Source organism: Pseudomonas sp. ES4, assembly GCF_050586665.1.
GTDB classification, from domain to species: domain Bacteria; phylum Pseudomonadota; class Gammaproteobacteria; order Pseudomonadales; family Pseudomonadaceae; genus Aquipseudomonas; species Aquipseudomonas frederiksbergensis.
Window position 1 is genome coordinate 20988 of the sequence record NZ_JBOBDO010000021.1, and the last position, 18571, is coordinate 39558.

21 protein-coding genes and 1 pseudogene are annotated in these 18571 nt (G+C 60.7%); 3 read left to right on the top strand and 19 right to left on the bottom strand.

Annotated elements, in window-relative coordinates:
- Positions 1–87 precede the first annotated feature (87 nt).
- A pseudogene (locus tag ACQ4OB_RS21125) lies at positions 88–348 on the top strand (LysR substrate-binding domain-containing protein); the annotation flags it as partial.
- Positions 349–395: 47 nt separating this feature from the next.
- Here the strand turns inward: ACQ4OB_RS21125 and ACQ4OB_RS21130 are convergent.
- The 10 genes from ACQ4OB_RS21130 to ccmA form a co-directional block, all read right to left on the bottom strand.
- The gene (locus ACQ4OB_RS21130; protein ID WP_074874609.1) at positions 396–800 is read right to left on the bottom strand and encodes a hypothetical protein; all 405 of its coding nucleotides are present in this window, start codon (positions 798–800) and stop codon (positions 396–398) included.
- Positions 801–814: 14 nt separating this feature from the next.
- Positions 815–2017: a c-type cytochrome biogenesis protein CcmI gene (gene ccmI, locus ACQ4OB_RS21135; protein ID WP_430956384.1), complete on the bottom strand. Its 1203-nt coding sequence runs from the start codon at positions 2015–2017 to the stop codon at positions 815–817.
- Positions 2010–2483, bottom strand: coding sequence for a cytochrome c-type biogenesis protein (locus ACQ4OB_RS21140; RefSeq protein WP_076030185.1), 474 nt, complete (start codon positions 2481–2483; stop codon positions 2010–2012). Before ACQ4OB_RS21140 ends, ccmI begins: the two co-directional genes overlap by 8 nt.
- Entirely contained in the window at positions 2480–3016 is a 537-nt protein-coding gene (locus ACQ4OB_RS21145) for a DsbE family thiol:disulfide interchange protein (protein ID WP_074874602.1), read from the bottom strand. The genes ACQ4OB_RS21140 and ACQ4OB_RS21145 overlap by 4 nt, the downstream gene beginning before the upstream one ends.
- Complete coding sequence (locus ACQ4OB_RS21150; protein WP_076030184.1) at positions 3013–5001, bottom strand: heme lyase CcmF/NrfE family subunit; 1989 nt, start codon at positions 4999–5001, stop codon at positions 3013–3015. The genes ACQ4OB_RS21145 and ACQ4OB_RS21150 overlap by 4 nt, the downstream gene beginning before the upstream one ends.
- A gap of 3 nt (positions 5002–5004) precedes the next feature.
- A complete protein-coding gene (gene ccmE, locus ACQ4OB_RS21155; protein WP_074874600.1) occupies positions 5005–5460 on the bottom strand; it encodes a cytochrome c maturation protein CcmE in 456 nt (151 codons plus the stop codon).
- A complete protein-coding gene (gene ccmD, locus ACQ4OB_RS21160; RefSeq protein ID WP_007894243.1) occupies positions 5457–5633 on the bottom strand; it encodes a heme exporter protein CcmD in 177 nt (58 codons plus the stop codon). Before ccmD ends, ccmE begins: the two co-directional genes overlap by 4 nt.
- Positions 5630–6385 (bottom strand): heme ABC transporter permease, encoded by a 756-nt coding sequence (locus tag ACQ4OB_RS21165; protein WP_074874599.1) that lies wholly within the window; start codon positions 6383–6385, stop codon positions 5630–5632. The genes ccmD and ACQ4OB_RS21165 overlap by 4 nt, the downstream gene beginning before the upstream one ends.
- A gap of 82 nt (positions 6386–6467) precedes the next feature.
- Positions 6468–7136 (bottom strand): heme exporter protein CcmB, encoded by a 669-nt coding sequence (ccmB, locus tag ACQ4OB_RS21170; RefSeq protein ID WP_008155797.1) that lies wholly within the window; start codon positions 7134–7136, stop codon positions 6468–6470.
- On the bottom strand, positions 7133–7768 hold the full coding sequence (gene ccmA, locus ACQ4OB_RS21175) for a cytochrome c biogenesis heme-transporting ATPase CcmA (protein WP_074874598.1): 636 nt from the start codon (positions 7766–7768) through the stop codon (positions 7133–7135). Before ccmA ends, ccmB begins: the two co-directional genes overlap by 4 nt.
- A gap of 197 nt (positions 7769–7965) precedes the next feature.
- On the opposite strand from ccmA, the gene ACQ4OB_RS21180 reads away from it, so the two are divergent.
- Both ACQ4OB_RS21180 and ACQ4OB_RS21185 read left to right on the top strand, forming a co-directional pair.
- Positions 7966–9540, top strand: a complete 1575-nt coding sequence (locus ACQ4OB_RS21180; RefSeq protein WP_430956385.1) for a flagellar hook-length control protein FliK — start codon at positions 7966–7968, stop codon at positions 9538–9540.
- Positions 9537–9866, top strand: coding sequence for an EscU/YscU/HrcU family type III secretion system export apparatus switch protein (locus ACQ4OB_RS21185; protein ID WP_102615889.1), 330 nt, complete (start codon positions 9537–9539; stop codon positions 9864–9866). Before ACQ4OB_RS21180 ends, ACQ4OB_RS21185 begins: the two co-directional genes overlap by 4 nt.
- A 121-nt stretch (positions 9867–9987) precedes the next feature.
- On the opposite strand, the gene ACQ4OB_RS21190 is transcribed toward ACQ4OB_RS21185, so the two are convergent.
- The 9 genes from ACQ4OB_RS21190 to ACQ4OB_RS21230 form a co-directional block, all read right to left on the bottom strand.
- The gene (locus tag ACQ4OB_RS21190) at positions 9988–10380 is read right to left on the bottom strand and encodes a DUF2802 domain-containing protein (protein WP_056742068.1); all 393 of its coding nucleotides are present in this window, start codon (positions 10378–10380) and stop codon (positions 9988–9990) included.
- Complete coding sequence (locus tag ACQ4OB_RS21195) at positions 10381–10866, bottom strand: chemotaxis protein CheW (RefSeq protein ID WP_008155806.1); 486 nt, start codon at positions 10864–10866, stop codon at positions 10381–10383.
- Between the two features lie 88 nt (positions 10867–10954).
- Positions 10955–11839 (bottom strand): CheW domain-containing protein, encoded by an 885-nt coding sequence (locus ACQ4OB_RS21200; RefSeq protein ID WP_430956386.1) that lies wholly within the window; start codon positions 11837–11839, stop codon positions 10955–10957.
- A gap of 28 nt (positions 11840–11867) precedes the next feature.
- Complete coding sequence (locus ACQ4OB_RS21205) at positions 11868–12656, bottom strand: ParA family protein (protein ID WP_074874587.1); 789 nt, start codon at positions 12654–12656, stop codon at positions 11868–11870.
- A gap of 42 nt (positions 12657–12698) precedes the next feature.
- Positions 12699–13589 (bottom strand): flagellar motor protein MotD, encoded by an 891-nt coding sequence (motD, locus tag ACQ4OB_RS21210; RefSeq protein ID WP_074874586.1) that lies wholly within the window; start codon positions 13587–13589, stop codon positions 12699–12701.
- A 15-nt stretch (positions 13590–13604) separates the two neighbouring features.
- A complete protein-coding gene (locus ACQ4OB_RS21215; RefSeq protein ID WP_074874584.1) occupies positions 13605–14345 on the bottom strand; it encodes a flagellar motor protein in 741 nt (246 codons plus the stop codon).
- The gene (locus ACQ4OB_RS21220) at positions 14345–15475 is read right to left on the bottom strand and encodes a protein-glutamate methylesterase/protein-glutamine glutaminase (protein ID WP_074874582.1); all 1131 of its coding nucleotides are present in this window, start codon (positions 15473–15475) and stop codon (positions 14345–14347) included. Before ACQ4OB_RS21220 ends, ACQ4OB_RS21215 begins: the two co-directional genes overlap by 1 nt.
- A gap of 49 nt (positions 15476–15524) precedes the next feature.
- The gene (locus tag ACQ4OB_RS21225) at positions 15525–17762 is read right to left on the bottom strand and encodes a chemotaxis protein CheA (RefSeq protein WP_430956387.1); all 2238 of its coding nucleotides are present in this window, start codon (positions 17760–17762) and stop codon (positions 15525–15527) included.
- Between the two features lie 14 nt (positions 17763–17776).
- A complete protein-coding gene (locus ACQ4OB_RS21230; protein ID WP_074874578.1) occupies positions 17777–18565 on the bottom strand; it encodes a protein phosphatase CheZ in 789 nt (262 codons plus the stop codon).
- Positions 18566–18571 lie beyond the last annotated feature (6 nt).

Sequence of the window (18571 nt, forward strand, 5' to 3'; positions counted from 1 at the left end):
AATCCGCAACGCGACGCTTGGTTGTTTTACAGGGTGTGATTGCGGACGGCGGCATACTTTCCAAGAATGAACACTTTCACTCAGCTAGAAGTGATCATCAACGGCCGAGTCAGCGTCAACGCCGCCGAAGGTCTGCGCGCAGCCGTGCTCGCCCATCAAGGGCTGACCATGGCGTCCGAATGGATGTTTGCCCCGGAACTGGCCAACGGCGCGGTCAGGGAGGTAATGAAGGATTGGACGTTGCCGAATCAGGACCTTTGGGCGGTGTTTCCCACGGGCAGAATGGCCAGCGCAAAGGCTCGGGCGTTTGTGGAGTATGTGCAGGGGTTGCTGACAAAGGAGGTCTGAAAAATGCACAAAAAACAAAACGGCGATCCAAGGATCGCCGTTTCTGTTTACTGCCCGAATTGTCGTCCCAACCCGCCCGGCACGCCCTGGATGTCGGTCTCTTCCCATGGCCCGTTCGGGCTGATCGACCGGCTCCAGCCGTTATTCCAGCGGTAATACGTGCGCTGGCGGTAGAAGGTGTTGGTCTGATCATCGAGAACGTACACGCCGAGCTTGGCGTCCCAATGGCTGTTGCCACCCGGTGGCGGCGCGAAGCTGGCGGAGGTGCGTGGCAGCGGTTTGGCGGGCTTGGCCGGAATGTTCGGTTTGCTCGGAGTCGGTGTCGGGGACGGCGTCGGGCGCGGCTGCGACGGCGGGATCGGTGGCAGCCGTTCAGGCTGCTGCGGCTGGACCACGCAAGCGCTTAACCCCAAAACCATACTGAGCAGGGTGATACGAGCGATGGTGGTCATAGTGGCGATTCCTGTCATTTGTCCGGGCTGTCGATGGTCAGTGTTTGCTGCGCTGTGGTGCTGCTGGCCAGAGGCTGGCTGCGACCGATCCATTCGCCGGCAGTGGGTTTGCCGGCGCGGGAGATGCGCGCAACCAGTTGGACTTCAGGGAAGTTCGACAGTTTCAACTGCGGCATCATTGCATCGGCGTCGCCCAGCTCGACGGTCGCCGGCAAGTCGGCCACGGTCAGACGCTTGGCGGCCAATGGCGCAGGAGGCCCTGCGGTGGCGCGGGCGAAGATGAAGACGCTGTCGCCCGGCTGAACCTTGGCTTTCAGCTCGGGTGCCAGGTCCACTCGCACCTTGAGCACTGCCGCCACCTTGGCAGCCGGCGCCTGGGCCACCTTGCCGCTGCTGGCTTCAAGTTTCTCTGTGGCCCGAGTGATGCCGCCTTGCAGCGCGGCGCGGGAACCGTCTTCCGGCGGCAGTTGCACCAACAGGCGATTCCAATAGTCGATGGCGTCCTGATAACGCTGGCTTTCAAAGGCAGCGATACCGAGCAAGCCAAGGCTGGTGACTTCTTTCGGATCGGCTTTGAGCGCTTCGTCGGTCAGGGCCTGGACCTTGTCCGACCACTTCTTGCCGTCGGCGAAGTACTGGGCCTGAGCCCATTGACCCAACAGCTCCGGCTGACGACCGGCCAGGCTCACCGTGCGTTCGAAGATCTTCGCCGCATCGCCAGGGCGATCCTGCGCCATGTACGTGCGACCGAGGAAATACAGGCCTTCAGCCGAATCCGGCTGAGCCGCGACCGCACGTTCCAGGCGACGGGTCATCTCTTCCATCGACTGCGGCGCCTGGGAGAATTCACGGGTCAGTTCGACCTTGTCGCTCGCCCCAAAATGCAGATAGAGGCCAAGACCCAGCACCGGCACCAGAATCGCCGCCAGCAAGGGCCACGGTTTGCCCAGGCGGGACACGCGAGGCGCCTCGACGCCTTCAGTGTCGGCGAGCAATTCACGGGCGGCTTCGGCGCGACCGGTGTCCATTTGCGTGGCGTCGAGAACGCCCTCTTCCTGCTGAGTCTGCAACTCAGCCACGCGTTCCTGATACAGCGCGACGTTCAGCGCCGTACGGTCCTCTTCAAGCTGGGCGCGACGACCACGCAGAACGGGAATCAGCAGAAAACTCAGGGCAACCAGAAGCAGCAGACCTGCAGCGAGCCAGAAATCAATCATTCTTGGTTTTATCCAACAGGTGGTCGAGGCGCTCACGCTCCTCGGCAGAGAGCTCATCCTTGGTGTCAACGCGTTGCACGCGACGACGCCGGACGATCACGGCGATGATCACAAAACCGCCCAGCAGCAGGCCGGCAGGGCCGAACCAGAGCACAGCAGTCTTGGCGTTCAGAGCAGGCTTGTAACGGACGAAATCACCGTAGCGGTCGACCATGAAGTCGATGATCTGCTGGTTGTCCTTGCCCTCGCCGAGCATGCGAAAGATCTCTTTGCGCAGGTCGGCGGCGATCGGTGCGTTGGAATCGGCAATGTCCTGATTCTGGCACTTGGGGCAACGCAGCTCTTTGGTCAGCTCGCGAAAACGCTCGCGATCACCTTCTTTGGCAAACTCGTAGGTGTCGATGGCCGCGTGCGCCACGCCGGCCATGCTCAAACCCAATACCGCGGCGGCTATCCAGCGCTTCATGGCTTGGCCTCATCAACCAGCGCCTGATACTTGGCCGCCAGTTTTTCACGCCAGACCTGTTCGTCGATCACGCCAACGAACTTGTCGCGGATGATGCCCTTGGCGTCGATGAAGAAAGTTTCCGGAGCGCCATAAACGCCGAGGTTCAAACCCAAAGTGCCTTCGTCGTCACGGATGTCCAACTGGTACGGATTGTGGAATTCCGCCAGCCACTTCAAGGCGTCAGCGTTGATGTCCTTGTAGTTGATGCCGTAGATCACCACGCCTTTCTCGGCCAGTTTGTTCAGCACCGGATGCTCGACCCGGCAGGAAATGCACCAGGTGCCCCAGACGTTAACCAACGCTGGTTTACCCAGAATATCGTCCCGGGTCAGGGTTTTGTCGCCCTGCACCGCCGGCAGGGAAAACTCCGGGAACGGCTTGTTGATCATCGCCGAGGGCAACTCGGCCGGGTTCAGGAACAGACCGCGATAAAGGAAAACCGCCACCAGCAGGAAAATCGCCAGGGGCAACAGCATCAACCAACGTCTCATGCCGTGGCTCCCGTCATGCCCAGCGCTTCACGCACACGGCTATTCACCTTGACCCGGTAACGGCGATCCAATGCCGCGAGCAACCCGCCCAAACCGGTGAGCAAACCACCGAACCAGATCCAGCGCACGAACGGTTTGACGTGAACGCGCACAGCCCAGGCGCCATCGCCCAACGGCTCGCCGAGTGCAACGTAGAGGTCGCGGGTGAAACCGGCGTCGATCCCGGCTTCGGTCATCACCGAGTTCTGCACGGTGTAGAGGCGTTTTTCCGGGTGTAGCACGCTGATTTCCTTGCCGTTGCGGATCACCCGAACGGTGCCTTTGTCGGAGGTGAAGTTCGGGCCTTCGAAATGCTTGGCGCCTTCGAATACGAACTGGTAACCGCCCAGGTCCATGGACTCACCCGGCGCCAGACGCAGGTCGCGCTCGGCACTGTTCTGGCTCGACAGCACGACGCCGAGGGCGCACACGGCGATGCCGATGTGGGCGACCTGCATGCCCCAATAACTGCGGGTCAAGGTCGGCAAGCCTTTGATCAGGCCTTTGTGGCGAGTCTTGTCGAAGATGTCACGCACACCGGCCAGCAATACCCAGGCAGCGAGCATGAAGGTCGCAATCACCGCCCAGTTGAAATCGCCATAAGCGACACCGGCTACCACGGCCAGCGCGGCGCTGCCGAGCAACACCGGGGTCAGCATACTCATCAGCCATTTGACCGGGGTGTCTTTCCAGCGCACCAACATGCCCACCGCCATCACCATCATCAGCAAGGCCATCAACGGAATGAACAGTGCGTTGAAGTACGGCGGGCCGACCGACAGCTTGGCGCCCGTCATTGCATCGAGGATCAGCGGATACAACGTGCCCAGCAGAATCATCGAGGCTGCCACCACCAGCACCAGGTTGTTACCCAGCAGCAGGGTTTCCCGGGACCAGAGGTTGAAGCCAACGTGGCTCTTCACCACGGGAGCGCGCAGGGCGAACAACGTCAGCGAACCACCGACCACAAACAGCAGGAAGATCAGGATGAACACGCCGCGCTCGGGGTCGGACGCAAAGGCGTGAACCGAGGTCAGCACGCCGGAACGCACCAGGAAGGTCCCCAGCAGGCTCAACGAGAAGGCAGCGATGGCCAGCAACACGGTCCAGCTCTTGAACACGCCACGTTTTTCCGTGACCGCCAACGAGTGAATCAGCGCCGTACCCACCAGCCATGGCATGAAGGAGGCGTTTTCCACCGGGTCCCAGAACCACCAGCCGCCCCAGCCGAGTTCGTAGTACGCCCACCATGAACCGAGAGTGATACCGATACCGAGGAAGGCCCAGGCGACGATGGTCCACGGACGGGACCAGCGAGCCCATGCCGCATCAAGCCGACCGCCCAGCAGTGCAGCGATGGCGAAAGCGAAGGCCACGGAGAAACCGACATAACCCATGTACAGCATCGGCGGGTGAACGATCAGGCCGATGTCTTGCAGCAGTGGGTTGAGATCACGACCGTCCGTGGGAATCTGCGGCAGGATGCGGGCGAAAGGGTTCGAGGTGAGGATCAGGAACAGCAGGAAACCGGTGCTGATCATGCCCATCACCGCCAGCACGCGCGCCAGCATCACTTGCGGCAACTGCCGGGAAAACACCGACACCGCGAAGGTCCAGCCGCCGAGGATCAACGCCCACAGCAGCAACGATCCTTCGTGCGCGCCCCACACAGCGCTGAACTTGTAGTACCACGGCAAGGCACTGTTGGAGTTGCTGGCAACGTAGGCGACGGAGAAATCGTCGGCCATGAAGGCGTAGGTCAGGCAGCCGAAGGCGAACAACAGAAACGCGAATTGCCCCCAGGCGGCCGGCTGGGCCAGGCTCATCCACAAGCGATCACCACGCCAGGCACCGAACAACGGCACCACGGCCTGAACCAGCGCGAAACACAGCGCCAGAATCATGGCCAGGTGGCCGAGTTCAGGAATAAACAGTCCGGACATCATCGATCAACCCTCCTTCGCGGGCGTTGGAGCAGATTGACCACTGTCTTTCAAAGCCTTGGTCACTTCCGGCGGCATGTACTTTTCATCGTGCTTGGCCAGCACTTCGTCGGCCACCACCACGCCGTCGGCGTTGAGCTTGCCCAGGGCAACGATGCCCTGCCCTTCACGGAACAGGTCCGGCAGGATGCCGCGATAAGTGATGGTCACGGATTTACTGAAGTCAGTGACGACGAATTTCACGTCCAGCGAATCGCCGGAACGTTGCAGCGAACCTTTTTCGACCATGCCGCCAGCGCGGATGCGCGTGTCTTGTGGGGCTTCGCCGTTGGCGATCTGGGTCGGGGTGTAAAACAGATTGATGTTTTGCTGGAGGGCGCTCAGGGCCAGGCCGACGGCAGCGCCGACACCGACCAGGATCGCGAGAATGATGATAAGACGCTTTTTGCGCAGCGGATTCACTTGCCGTTCTCCCGGCGCAGACGACGCGCCTCTTGTTGCAGATACCGCTTGCGGGCCAGGATTGGCGCCGCCACGTTGAGGGCCAGCACCGCCAGGCTGATGCCATAGGCGGACCAGACATACAGGCCGTGATGGCCCATGGCGAGAAAGTCGCCGAATGAAGCGAAACTCATCGAGCGACCTCCAGACTGTTCTGCACTTCGGCCTTCACCCAGCTCGCCCGGGCTTCGCGCTTGAGCACTTCAAGGCGCATGCGCAGCAGCAACACCGCGCCGAAGAAACAGTAGAACCCCAGCGCCGTCAGCAGCAGTGGCAGCCACATCTCGACGGGCATTGCCGGTTTTTCGGTGAGGGTGAACGTCGCGCCCTGGTGCAGCGTGTTCCACCACTCCACCGAGTATTTGATGATCGGGATGTTGATCACGCCGACAATCGCCAATACCGCGCAGGCCTTGGCGGCACTGTCACGATTGCTGATCGCGTTGCCCAGCGCAATAAGACCGAAGTACAGAAACAGCAGAATAAGCATGGACGTAAGTCGTGCATCCCAGACCCACCACGAACCCCAGGTCGGTTTGCCCCAGATCGCGCCGGTAACCAGCGCCACGGCGGTCATCCAGGCGCCGATGGGCGCGGCGCATTGCAGGGCGACGTCGGCCAGTTTCATCTTCCACACCAGCCCGACGATGCCACAGATCGCCAGCATCACGTAGATGGACTGGGCCAGGATGGCGGCCGGAACGTGGATATAAATGATGCGAAAGCTGTTGCCTTGCTGGTAATCCGGCGGCGCAAAAGCCAGGCCCCACACGACACCAACGCTGATCAGCAGCAACGCCGCGACACTCAGCCACGGCAGCAGTTTGCCGCTGATGCCGTAAAACCATTTGGGCGAGCCAAGCTTATGAAACCAGGTCCAGTTCATTACTGTTTCCATCACGGTTGCTGCTCGCCATCACGAAGCAGCCAAAAAGGGTCTTTACTGGTCAAAAAATAACCAGACCTCATTATTCGCCGACGCTGATCTTCAGGCCAGCAGCGATTGCAAAAGGTGTCAGGGTTATCGCCAGGGCGGTCAGGCTACCAAGCCACAAGAGATAACCTGTCGCCGGCATGCCCTGCAATGCCGCCTGCAAGGCGCCACTGCCGAGAATCAACACCGGGATGTACAACGGCAGAATCAGCAGCGCCAGCAACAGGCCACCGCGCTTCAATCCCACCGTCAGGGCCGCGCCCACCGCACCGAGCAGGCTCAGCACCGGTGTACCCAGCAACAAGGAAAGCAGCAACACCGGCAGACAGGCGGTTGGCAAACCAAGCATCAATGCCAGTAATGGCGCGAGCAAAACCAGTGCCAGGCCGGAGAAGGACCAGTGTGCCAGTACCTTGGCCAAAACCAGAAGAGGCAGGGGGTGCGACGAAAGGACCCACTGTTCAAGCGATCCGTCTTCGAAATCACTGCGGAAAAGCCCGTCCAGCGAGAGCAAAACCGATAAAAGCGCTGCTACCCAGACCAGTCCCGGAGACAAGGTTTGCAACAATTGAGACTCGGGGCCGACCGCCAGCGGGAACAGGGAAACGACGATCGCGAAGAATACGAGCGGATTGGCCAACTCCGCCGGACGGCGGAACAACAATCGGGCTTCACGGGCGACCAACAGGCCGAAAACACTCATACGGCCCAATTCCCCAAGTCAATGTCGCGATAGCCGGCCGGCATCCGGGTCAGCGTGTGGTGAGTGGTCAAGACCACCATGCCGCCGCGCTCGCAGTGTGCGGCCAGATGTTCTTCGAGTTGCGCCACGCCTTGTTTGTCGAGCGCGGTGAATGGCTCATCGAGGATCCATAGCGGCGGGCTTTCCAGGTACAACCGCGCCAACGCGACCCGGCGTTGCTGCCCGGCAGACAGCGTATGGCAAGGAACATCCTCGAACCCCCGCAGTCCCACAGCCGCCAGCGCTTGCCAGATCGCCTCCTGGGAGGCAGGTTGATGCAAGGCGCACAGCCAGCTCAGGTTTTCTTCCGGCGTCAGCAAATCCTTGATCCCGGCGGCATGGCCGATCCACAGCAGGTTGCGCGCCAGCTCAAAGCGTTGCTCGTTCAATGGCTGGCCGTTGAGCAGCACCTGGCCGGCAGTCGGCTGCATCAGCCCGCAAAGCAGGCGTAAAAGGCTGGTCTTGCCGCTGCCGTTGGGGCCGCTGATTTGCAACATTTCGCCACTGGCCAGTCTCAATTCGAGATTTTCGAAGAGCAGCCGAAGGTCTCGCTCACAGGCGAGGGCAACGGTTTGCAGGACAGGACTGGTCAAGAGATCACGGGCCTTTTGGGTTCAAGTCGGCAGTGGAGCAGCCGTTAAAGATATGCAGGATAAATGCATTGGCGGCCCGTTCTAAGGAGCTGGATCAAGTATTTGAAATGTTTTCAGCGCCCCGGATACAACGGGGCGGCATTATACATGCCATGCCCTACTCTAAAGAGGGCAATTTCCTCAGGTTGTGACCGCGTATGACAGGCGAAATGAACATCCTTCCGCTCCCGCAAACCACGCCCGCGACTTCGCGACCGCTGGTGGTGAGTGGCGACCTGCTGAAGTTACTGACACCGATGGAGGGCCTGATCACTGCCGGTCAGACCGCCAAGGCCGAAGTGCTGTCGCTCAAGCAGGCGGATCAGACCTTTCAACTGTTGCTCAAGGTCACCCTCGACAGCGGCCGTCAGACTACGGTCCAGGCCACCAGCAGCCAACCACTGCCTCAGGGCACCAGCCTGGCGATCACTCAGCCGTCGGCGAGTAATCTGGCCGTTACCGTGCAACAGGCCATCGCCTCCAGCGTCGCCACGCTCACTCGTATCGACACGACACAACTGCCCGTCGGCACCCTGCTGCAAGGCAAAGTGCTGACCTCCCAGGTGTTGCCACAGGTGCCGGGCCAGCCGACGGTGTTTCGCTCGATGGTGAGTTTGCTCAACACCGCGTTGAGCGGCAGCACCCTGAACATCGACAGCCCCACGCCCCTGCGCATCGGCACTTTGCTGAGTGCGCTGGTGCAGGACACCCAGACATTGAAGTTCGTGCCGCTGAGCAGCCGCCAGGAACAATTGGCGGTGAGCCAACAACTGGTCAGCCAACAGAGTCGCCAAGGCTCGCTGGATGGCCTGCTCAAACTCCTGCAAAACCTGCCGTCCTCGAACCAGACGTCCAGTGACCTGCGTGCCGCCGTCGATAAGCTACTCGCCGGCCTGCCCGATGTTCAACAACTCAGCACGCCAAAGGGGCTGGCCCAGGCACTGGCCAATAGTGGGCTGTTCCTTGAAGCCAAATTGCTCAGCGGTCAGAACCCGGCGCTGGCCGCGGACATGAAAGGTGATCTGCTCAAGCTGATCGCACAATTGACCCCAAGCCTGCCGGCCAACACCAATCTCAACGCGATCATTGCCGCCAACACCCTGGCCCAGGCCATGCCGAACTTCGTGCGCAGTGCCCTCGGCATGCTCGGTCAGGTCAGCGCCAAACCGCAGCCAACCAGCTTCCCGCTGCCCGAGCGCCTGCTCAAAAGCTTGGACGGCGAAGGCGACCTCGAGCACTTGCTGCGTTTGGCAGCCGCGGCGGTTTCACGCCTGCAAAGCCATCAACTGTCGAGCCTGGAACAGACCGGCGTCACTGACGACGGTCGGTTGATGAGCACGTGGCAACTGGAAATCCCGATGCGCAATCTGCAGGACATCGTGCCGTTGCAGGTCAAGTTCCAGCGCGAAGAAGCACCCGAGAAAGAACAACAAAACGAACGCCGCGACGAGCGCGAACCCAAACAACAATTGTGGCGAGTGGACCTGGCGTTCGACATGGAGCCCTTGGGCCCATTGCAGATTCAGGCACAACTGATCAAAGGCAGCCTGTCCAGCCAGCTCTGGGCCGAACGCCCGTACACCGCCAGCCTGATCGAAAGTCATCTGGCCGAACTGCGCCAACGACTGCTGGCGTCCGGCCTGAAAGTCGGCGATCTCGATTGCCACCTCGGCACACCGCCACAAGGCCCTCAAACCCGCCTCGAACAACGCTGGGTCGACGAAACCGCATGAAAAACCCCAACACCCCGCGCCAGGCCGTCGCCCTCAAGTACGACGGCAGCCACGCCCCTACCCTCACGGCCAAAGGTGACGAAGCACTGGCCGAAGCCATCCTGAAGATTGCCCGCGAGTGCGACGTCCCGATCTACGAGAACCCCGAGTTGGTGAAACTGCTGGCGCGGATGGAACTGGGAGAGAGTATTCCGGAGGAGTTGTATCGGACGATTGCCGAGATCATTGCGTTTGCGTGGAATTTGAAGGGTAAGTTTCCCGAGGGGCAGGATCCGAATGCGCCGATGGTGGAGAAGGACATAACCGATCGCGGCGACGACTATTGATCGTTCCCACGCTCTGCGTGGGAATGCAGCCGGTGACGCTCCGCGTCACATTCAACAGCGGAACGCGGAGCGTCCCAAGAGGCATTCCCACGCAGAGCATGGGAACGATCTTGGGTAGGCATCAGTTCTTGTGCAACTTGCTCATCAACTCCGCCTCAGCCTGGGTCAAGCCGCAGGACTGAGTCAGTTCATCGACGCTCGCACCCATACCGACCAGTTTTGCCGCCTGGGCAAACGACAGGCTCGACGGATCGCGCTGTTCCAGCTGAGCCAGTTTGTCCGGCAACGGACCAACCACCGCACGCAGTTCGTGCAGGTCTTCGCCCATGCGCACGTTGCCGCTTTGGTAGTCCTCGACGCGCTTGGCCAGGTCCTTGATGCGCTGATCACGCAACGCATCGCCCTGGGCCTGTTGCGCGGCGATCAGTCGTTGGCCTCGTATGTACGCCAGAAACATCGCCAGCGTGCCTGCCCAAAAGAGGAACAGGACAATGACCGCTACCTCAAGAATCAATCAGATGTTCTCCAGGTCCGACCATTCTTCTTCGCTCATCATCTTGTCCAGCTCGACCAGGATCAGCAGTTCGTTGTTCTTGTTGCACACGCCTTGAATGAACTTGGCGGATTCTTCGTTACCGACGTTCGGCGCGGTCTCGATTTCCGACTGACGCAGGTAAACCACTTCGGCCACGCTGTCGACCATGATCCCGACGACTTGCTTGTCGGCTTCGATGATGACGATTCGGGTGTTGTCGCTGATCTCGGCATTCATCAGGCCGAAGCGCTGGCGGGTGTCGATCACGGTGACCACGTTGCCGCGCAGGTTGATGATGCCCAGCACGTAGCTCGGGGCACCCGGGACCGGGGCGATCTCGGTGTAACGCAGGACTTCCTGAACGCGCATCACGTTGATGCCGTAGGTTTCATTGTCCAGTTTGAAGGTTACCCATTGCAGGATCGGATCTTCAGAACCTTTTGCATTCGTCGCTTGATTACTCATACCCTGACCCCTCGAAAAACCGCTTCTGGCGGTGTGTGTTCTGTAGGCGGCATTCAACAATGCCGTCGCATACTTGTTATGTCGGCAGCTATGTCGGTTTGTGTAGCGGCTTGCTGCCGCTCATGTGCTTTGCCCCGCCGCTGGCGATCAACTCGGCCAGGGCGGAAACGTCCAGCAGCGCACACATGTGCTCAATCACCGTGCCGGCGAGCCATGGCCGCTGACCTCGGTGACTTCTCCATTTGATTTCGTTCGGGTCCAGGCGCAACGAGCGGCTGACCTGATGCACCGCCAGCCCCCATTCGTAGCCCTGAACCGAAATAACGTATTGCAGGCCTTGGCGGAAATCGTCGCGGTAACGGTCGGGCATGACCCAACGCGCGGTGTCCAACACTTTCAGGTTGCCGGCCTGGCTCGGCAGGATCCCGAGGAACCACTCCGGCTGACCGAACAGCGGTGTCAGCTCGTGGCCGGCCAACGAATAAATCGAACCCAGACACACCAGCGGCACCGCGAGGGTCAGCCCGGCGACGTCGAACAACAGGCATTCGAACGGCTCGGCAGCCCAGGACGGGCGACCATCGGTTTCCACGGGTGGCGGCGTATTGCTCGGTGGCCGGTGGACTTCTACAACCGGCGGCACAAGCGCTTGCAGCAACGGTGCGATGGTCGATACCGGCGCCAGCATCGGTGCAGGTGCTTCGACCAGCGCCACTGGGGCCTTCGCCACGGGCGCCGCTACCGGTGCGGCAACCACGGCGGGGTTCTGCGCATCGCGAGCCTGCTCTTCAAGAACCGCTGCCTGGAACTCGTCCAGCGCCGCTTCAACTTCGACCGCTTCGACAACTTCAATGACTTCAACCAGTGCTTCGACTTCCAGCGGCAACTCTTCAGTCGCCCCCATCAGCAAGCTGTCCAGATAAGACTGGAGAGCCAGTTGCGGGCGCGAGGTGACCTTCACGGGCCGGTTCATGCGCGCACCACCGTAGGAGCTGTGTTCATCAGGCCACCGTCGGGACAAGTTGTGCGGCCAGCAAATGCTTGAGCAACGCGCGATAAGCCAGCACCCCACGGCTCTTGCCGTCGAACTGCGAAGGCGTCACGCCGGCACGGCTGGCGTCGCGCAAGCGGGTATCGACCGGGATGTAGCCCTGCCAGATTTCTTCCGGGTACTTGTCGCGCAATACTCGCAGCGTGCTGAGAGAAGCCTGCGTGCGGCGGTCGAACAGGGTCGGCACGATGCTGAACGGCAGCGCCTGTTTACGCGAACGGTTGATCATCGCCAGGGTATTGACCATGCGTTCCAGGCCTTTGACCGCCAGGTGTTCAGTCTGCACCGGAATGACCAATTGCTGGCTCGCCGCCAAGGCATTGACCATCAGCACGCCAAGCAACGGCGGGCTGTCGATCACGGCGTAATCGAAGTCCTGCCAAAGTTGCGCCAGGCTCTTGGCAATCACCAGGCCCAAGCCGCTCTGTCCCGGCGACTGGCGCTCGAGGGTAGCGAGTGCGGTGCTTGATGGCAGCAGGGAAATACTTTCGTGGCTGGTGGGCAACAGCAACTGACCGGGCAAACCTTGCGGCACACTGCCCTTGTGCAGGAACAGGTCGTAGCTGCTGTGTTCCAGACTGTCGGGGTCGTAACCGAAGTAGCTGGTCATGGAGCCGTGGGGGTCGAGATCGACCACGACCACGCGCTTGCCCGCCTCGGCCAGTAAACCGGCTAAAGCGATAGAGGAAGTGGTTTTACCAACACCACCCTTTTGATTGGCAACGGCCCAGACTCTCATTCGGATTGTTCCTCCCGGTCGAAATGCCGACCGAGAAATAGCTCAACGTATTAATGCGGGTGACGGAGAATTGACGGCACTCTCTCGTCCCGGCGACTTGACCGGGGTCGGTGCAGTTTGTGTGCCAGCACGCTTCAACGCGGCATCCGGTTTCGCATTGGCCGTTCCGGTACCCGTGAGGCTGCGGCGCACATCAAGATTTCGTGACACCACCAGCACCACGCGACGGTTACGCGCCCGCCCCTCGGCAGTGGCGTTGTTGGCTACTGGCTGGAACTCGCCGTAACCCACCGACGCCAGGCGACCGGGGTTCACACCCTGCATCGCCAGCATGCGCACGATGCTCGCCGAACGGGCCGAGGACAGCTCCCAGTTGGTCGGGTATTGCGCGGTGCGGATCGGTTGATCGTCAGTGAACCCTTCGACGTGAATCGGGTTGTCGAACGGTTTCAGAATCGCCGCAACCTTGTCGATGATGTTGAACGCGATGTCGCTGGGCATGGCGTCACCGCTGCCGAACAACAGGCTGGAATTGAGTTCGATCTCGACCCACAACTCGTTGCCGCGAATGGTCATCTGGTTGGAGCTGATCAGGTCGCCGAACGCCGCGCTGATGTCATCGGCGATGCTTTTGAGCGGATCGCTGGCACCCGCGATTCCGGCGTCGACCTGCTCGGCGTCTTTAACCAGCGGCTTGGCCGGGGTCACGGTCTGCGGTCGCTCGTCACCGATCGGGATCGGCTTGAGGGCGCGGTCGGAGTCGGTAAAGACCCCGATCAACGCTTCGGAAATAACCTTGTACTTGCCTTCGTTGATCGAAGAGATCGAGTACATCACCACGAAGAAAGCGAACAGCAACGTAATGAAGTCGGCGTATGAAACCAGCCAGCGTTCATGGTTTACATGTTCTTCAGGTTGCCGACGACGAGCCATAGTCCATTACCCCCATCAATCCATGAAGCCTTGAAGCTTCAACTCAATAGAGCGAGGGTTTTCACCTTCGGCGATCGACAGAATGCCTTCCAACAACATTTCGCGATAACGCGACTGCCGCAAAGCAACAGCCTTGAGTTTGGCGGCAATCGGCAGCAGCACCAGGTTGGCACTGGCCACGCCATAGATGGTCGCGACGAAGGCCACGGCAATGCCGCTACCCAGTTGCGAGGGATCGGCCAGGTTGCCCATCACGTGGATCAGGCCCATCACCGCACCGATGATGCCGATGGTCGGCGCGTAGCCGCCCATGCTTTCGAAGACTTTGGCGGCTTCGATATCGCGGCTTTCCTGGGTGTAGAAATCCACTTCCAGAATGCTGCGAATCGCTTCCGGCTCGGCGCCGTCCACCAGCAGTTGCAGGCCTTTGCGCGAGTAGTTGTCAGGTTCCGCGTCGGCCACCCCTTCCAGACCCAGCAGGCCTTCCTTGCGTGCGGTCAGGCTCCAGTTGACGACGCGATCGACGCCACCGGCGAGGTCTACGCGAGGTGGAAACAGGATCCAGGCCAGAATCTGCATGGCGCGCTTGAAGGCACTCATCGGTGACTGCAGTAGCGCCGCACCGACGGTTCCGCCGATAACGATCAACGCCGCCGGGCCGTTGGCCAGGGCGCCGAGGTGGCCGCCTTCAAGGTAGTTGCCGCCAATAATGGCGACGAACGCCATGATGATCCCGATGAGGCTTAAAACATCCATCAGATACAAGCCTCGACCAAATGCTTGCCAATATCGTCCAGGCTGTACACCGCGTCAGCGAGTTCGGCTTTGACGATGGCCATCGGCATGCCGTAGATCACGCAGCTGGCTTCATCCTGCGCCCAGATTGCACTGCCGCCCTGTTTGAGCAGACGCGCGCCTTCACGACCATCGGCGCCCATGCCGGTCAATACGACCGCCAGAACTTTGTCACCGTAAGACTTGGCCGCGGAACCGAAGGTGATGTCCACGCACGGCTTGTAGTTCAGGCGTTCGTCGCCCGGCAGGATTTTCACCGCGCCACGGCCGTCGATCATCATTTGCTTGCCACCCGGCGCCAGCAACGCCAGGCCCGGACGCAGGATGTCGCCATCCTCGGCTTCCTTGACGCTGATGCGGCAGAGCTTGTCCAGACGCTCGGCGAAAGCCTTGGTAAAGGCCGCCGGCATGTGCTGGATCAATACGATCGGTGCGGGGAAATTGGCCGGCAACTGGGTCAGCACCCGCTGCAAGGCAACCGGGCCGCCAGTGGACGTACCGATGGCGACCAGTTTGTAGGCTTTGCGTTTCGGCGCTGGCGACGACGAGGCTGGCGCAGGGGTACGCGCCGGAATCGGCGCCGGTGCCGGACGCGCAGGCGCGCTGCTGCCGTAGCTGCTGACGCTCGAAGGAGCAGGCGTCGGGGCGGGTGCGGCTACAGGTGCCGGAGCGCTGTACGTGTTGGCGCGACGGTTACTGCGCGAGATGCTGAGAATCTTTTCGCACAGCAGTTGCTTGACCTTCTCCGGGTTGCGGGAGATGTCTTCGAAATTCTTCGGCAGGAAATCCACCGCGCCAGCGTCCAGCGCATCGAGGGTGACCCGAGCGCCTTCGTGGGTCAGCGAGGAGAACATCAACACCGGGGTCGGGCAGCGCTGCATGATGTGCCGCACTGCCGTGATGCCATCCATCATCGGCATCTCGTAGTCCATGGTGATCACGTCTGGCTTGAGGGCCAGCGCCTGATCAATCGCCTCTTTTCCGTTGGTCGCCGTGCCGACGACCTGGATATTCGGATCCGCTGAAAGAATTTCCGAGACGCGGCGGCGGAAAAACCCCGAATCGTCCACCACCAGGACTTTAACTGCCATAAACACTCCGTTAGGCGGAGCGAGGCTCAGTCGCCCCGCCCCACCAGAATCAAATACGCCGTGCGGCGTAACGCTTGAGCATGCTCGGAACATCGAGAATCAGCGCAATGCGGCCGTCACCGGTGATGGTGGCGCCGGACATGCCCGGGGTTCCCTGGAGCATTTTGCCCAATGGCTTGATGACCACTTCTTCCTGGCCCACCAGTTGATCGACGACGAAGCCGATCCGCTGAGTGCCCACCGAAAGGATCACCACATGGCCTTCGCGCTGCTCTTCGTGAGCGGCGGAACTGACCAACCAGCGTTTGAGGTAGAACAATGGCAGCGCCTTGTCCCGCACGATCACCACTTCCTGGCCGTCCACCACGTTGGTGCGCGACAGGTCGAGGTGGAAGATCTCGTTGACGTTCACCAGCGGGAACGCAAACGCCTGGTTGCCCAGCATGACCATCAGCGTCGGCATGATCGCCAGGGTCAACGGGACCTTGATGACGATCTTCGAGCCCTTGCCCTTGGTCGAGTAGATATTGATGGTGCCGTTGAGCTGGGCGATTTTGGTTTTCACCACGTCCATGCCCACGCCGCGTCCGGAGACATCGGAAATTTCAGTCTTGGTCGAGAAGCCCGGCGCGAAGATCAGGTTGAAGCAATCGGATTCGCTGAGGCGATCCGCCGCATCCTTGTCCATCAAGCCTTTCTTCACGGCAATGCCGCGCAGAACGTCGGCGTCCATGCCCTTGCCGTCATCGGAGATCGACAGCAGGATGTGGTCGCCTTCCTGTTCAGCGGACAGGATCACCTTGCCGCTGCGCGGCTTGCCCATCGCTTCACGCTCGGCCGGCTCTTCAATGCCGTGGTCGACCGAGTTGCGCACCAAGTGGACCAGCGGGTCGGCCAGGGCCTCGACGAGGTTCTTGTCGAGGTCGGTTTCTTCGCCGACCAGTTCCAGGTTGATCTCTTTCTTGAGCTGGCGCGCCAGGTCGCGAACCAGACGTGGGAAGCGCCCGAAGACCTTCTTGATCGGTTGCATCCGGGTCTTCATGACCGCGGTTTGCAGGTCGGCCGTGACCACGTCGAGGTTCGACACGGCCTTGGACATGGCTTCGTCGCCGCTGTTGAGGCCCAGACGGACCAAACGGTTACGCACCAGTACCAACTCGCCGACCATGTTCATGATTTCGTCGAGACGTGCGGTATCGACGCGCACGGTGGTCTCGGCTTCGCTGGCCGGTTTTTCCGCTGGCGGCGCAGACGCGGCACGAGCCGGGGCCGGGGTAGCAGCAGGCTTCGGCGCTTCGGCTTTCGGCTCGGGCGCTTTGGCGACAGGTTTCGCTGCAGCGGCAGGAGCCTTGGCGACAGGTGCCGAAACAGCGGCGCCAGTGCCGACTTCAGTGAACTTGCCTTTGCCGTGCAATTCGTCGAGCAGCGATTCGAACTCGTGATCGGAGATCAGATCGCCGCCAGCCGCTTTTGCGGTAGGCGCAGCCGGGGCCGGGACCGCAGCAATGGCCGACTCCAGCGCATCAACGGCAAAGTTGCCCTTGCCGTGCAGTTGATCGAGCAGTGCTTCGAACTCGTCGTCGGTGATATCGGAGCTGTCGCCTGGCGCTTTCGGGGCAACCGGTGCGGCTGGCGCCGAGGCTACCGCATCGACGGCGAACTGGCCTTTACCGTGCAGTTGATCGAGCAACGACTCGAACTCGGCATCGGTGATTTCGTCGCTGCCCGCTGCATTGCTGCTCGGCGCTGGCACAACTGCCGGGGCTTCTGCCTGAGCCTTGACGGCGTTCAGCGAGTCCAGCAGTTGTTCGAATTCGTTATCGGTGATGTCACCCGACTCGCTCTCGGCGGCAGGTTCTTCCACCACGTCGGCGATCGGTGCCGTTTCATCGGCGGTTTTCGGCTCGGCCAAACGGGCCAGTGCCGCCAGCAATTCTGGTGTGGCAGCCGTGATCGGGCTGCGCTCGCGGACTTCGGTGAACATGCCGTTCACCGCATCCAGCGCTTCAAGAACCACGTCCATCAGTTCCGAGTCGACGCGACGCTCACCCTTGCGCAGGATGTCGAACACGTTCTCGGCGATGTGACAGCACTCCACCAGCTCGTTGAGCTGGAGGAAGCCGGCGCCTCCTTTTACAGTGTGAAAACCGCGAAAAATTGCATTGAGCAAGTCCGCATCATCAGGTCGGCTTTCAAGCTCGACCAGCTGTTCGGACAGTTGCTCTAGAATCTCGCCGGCCTCAACCAGGAAATCCTGAAGGATCTCTTCATCGGCGCCGAAGCTCATGTGTAGGGGTGCTCCTAGAATCCAAGGCTGGAAAGCAAATCGTCTACATCGTCCTGACCGGACACAACGTCTTCTCTTTTATCGGCATGAATCTGCGGACCTTCACCCTGAGAGAGATGTTTTTGCGGATCTTTTTCTGCCAGCATCGCTTCACGGTCATGTTCGATGCCCGCAAAGCGGTCCACCTGACTGGCCATAAGCACGAGCTTGAGCAGGTTGCTTTCAACTTCGGTGACCAGTTGGGTCACGCGCTTGATCACCTGACCGGTGAGGTCCTGGTAATCCTGAGCGAGCAGAATGTCGTTGAGGTTGCTCGACACAACGCGATTGTCTTCGCTGCTGCGTGTCAGGAAACCGTCGACTCGCCGAGCCAGCTCGCGGAACTCTTCAGCCCCGACTTCGCGACGCATGAACCGTCCCCAATCGGTGCTCAAGGCCTGGGCTTCGTTGCTCAGGCCGTTGACCAGCGGCGTGGCGTTTTCCACCAGGTCCATGGTGCGGTTGGCCGCGGCTTCGGTCAGCTTGACCACATAACCCAAGCGCTCGGTGGCATCCGTGATCTGCGAGACCTCCTCGGCTTGCGGCATGTTCGGGTCAATCTGGAAATTGACGATCGCACTATGCAGCTCGCGAGTGAGCTTGCCCACTTCCTGATACAGGCCACGGTCACGGGTCTGATTGAGCTCATGGATCAGTTGCACAGCGTCGCCGAACCTGCCTTTTTCAAGGCTTTCGACCAGTTCGACCGCGTGTTTTTTCAGGGTCGATTCGAAATCGCCCTGTGAAGACTCGTTATGCTCCATAGCTCC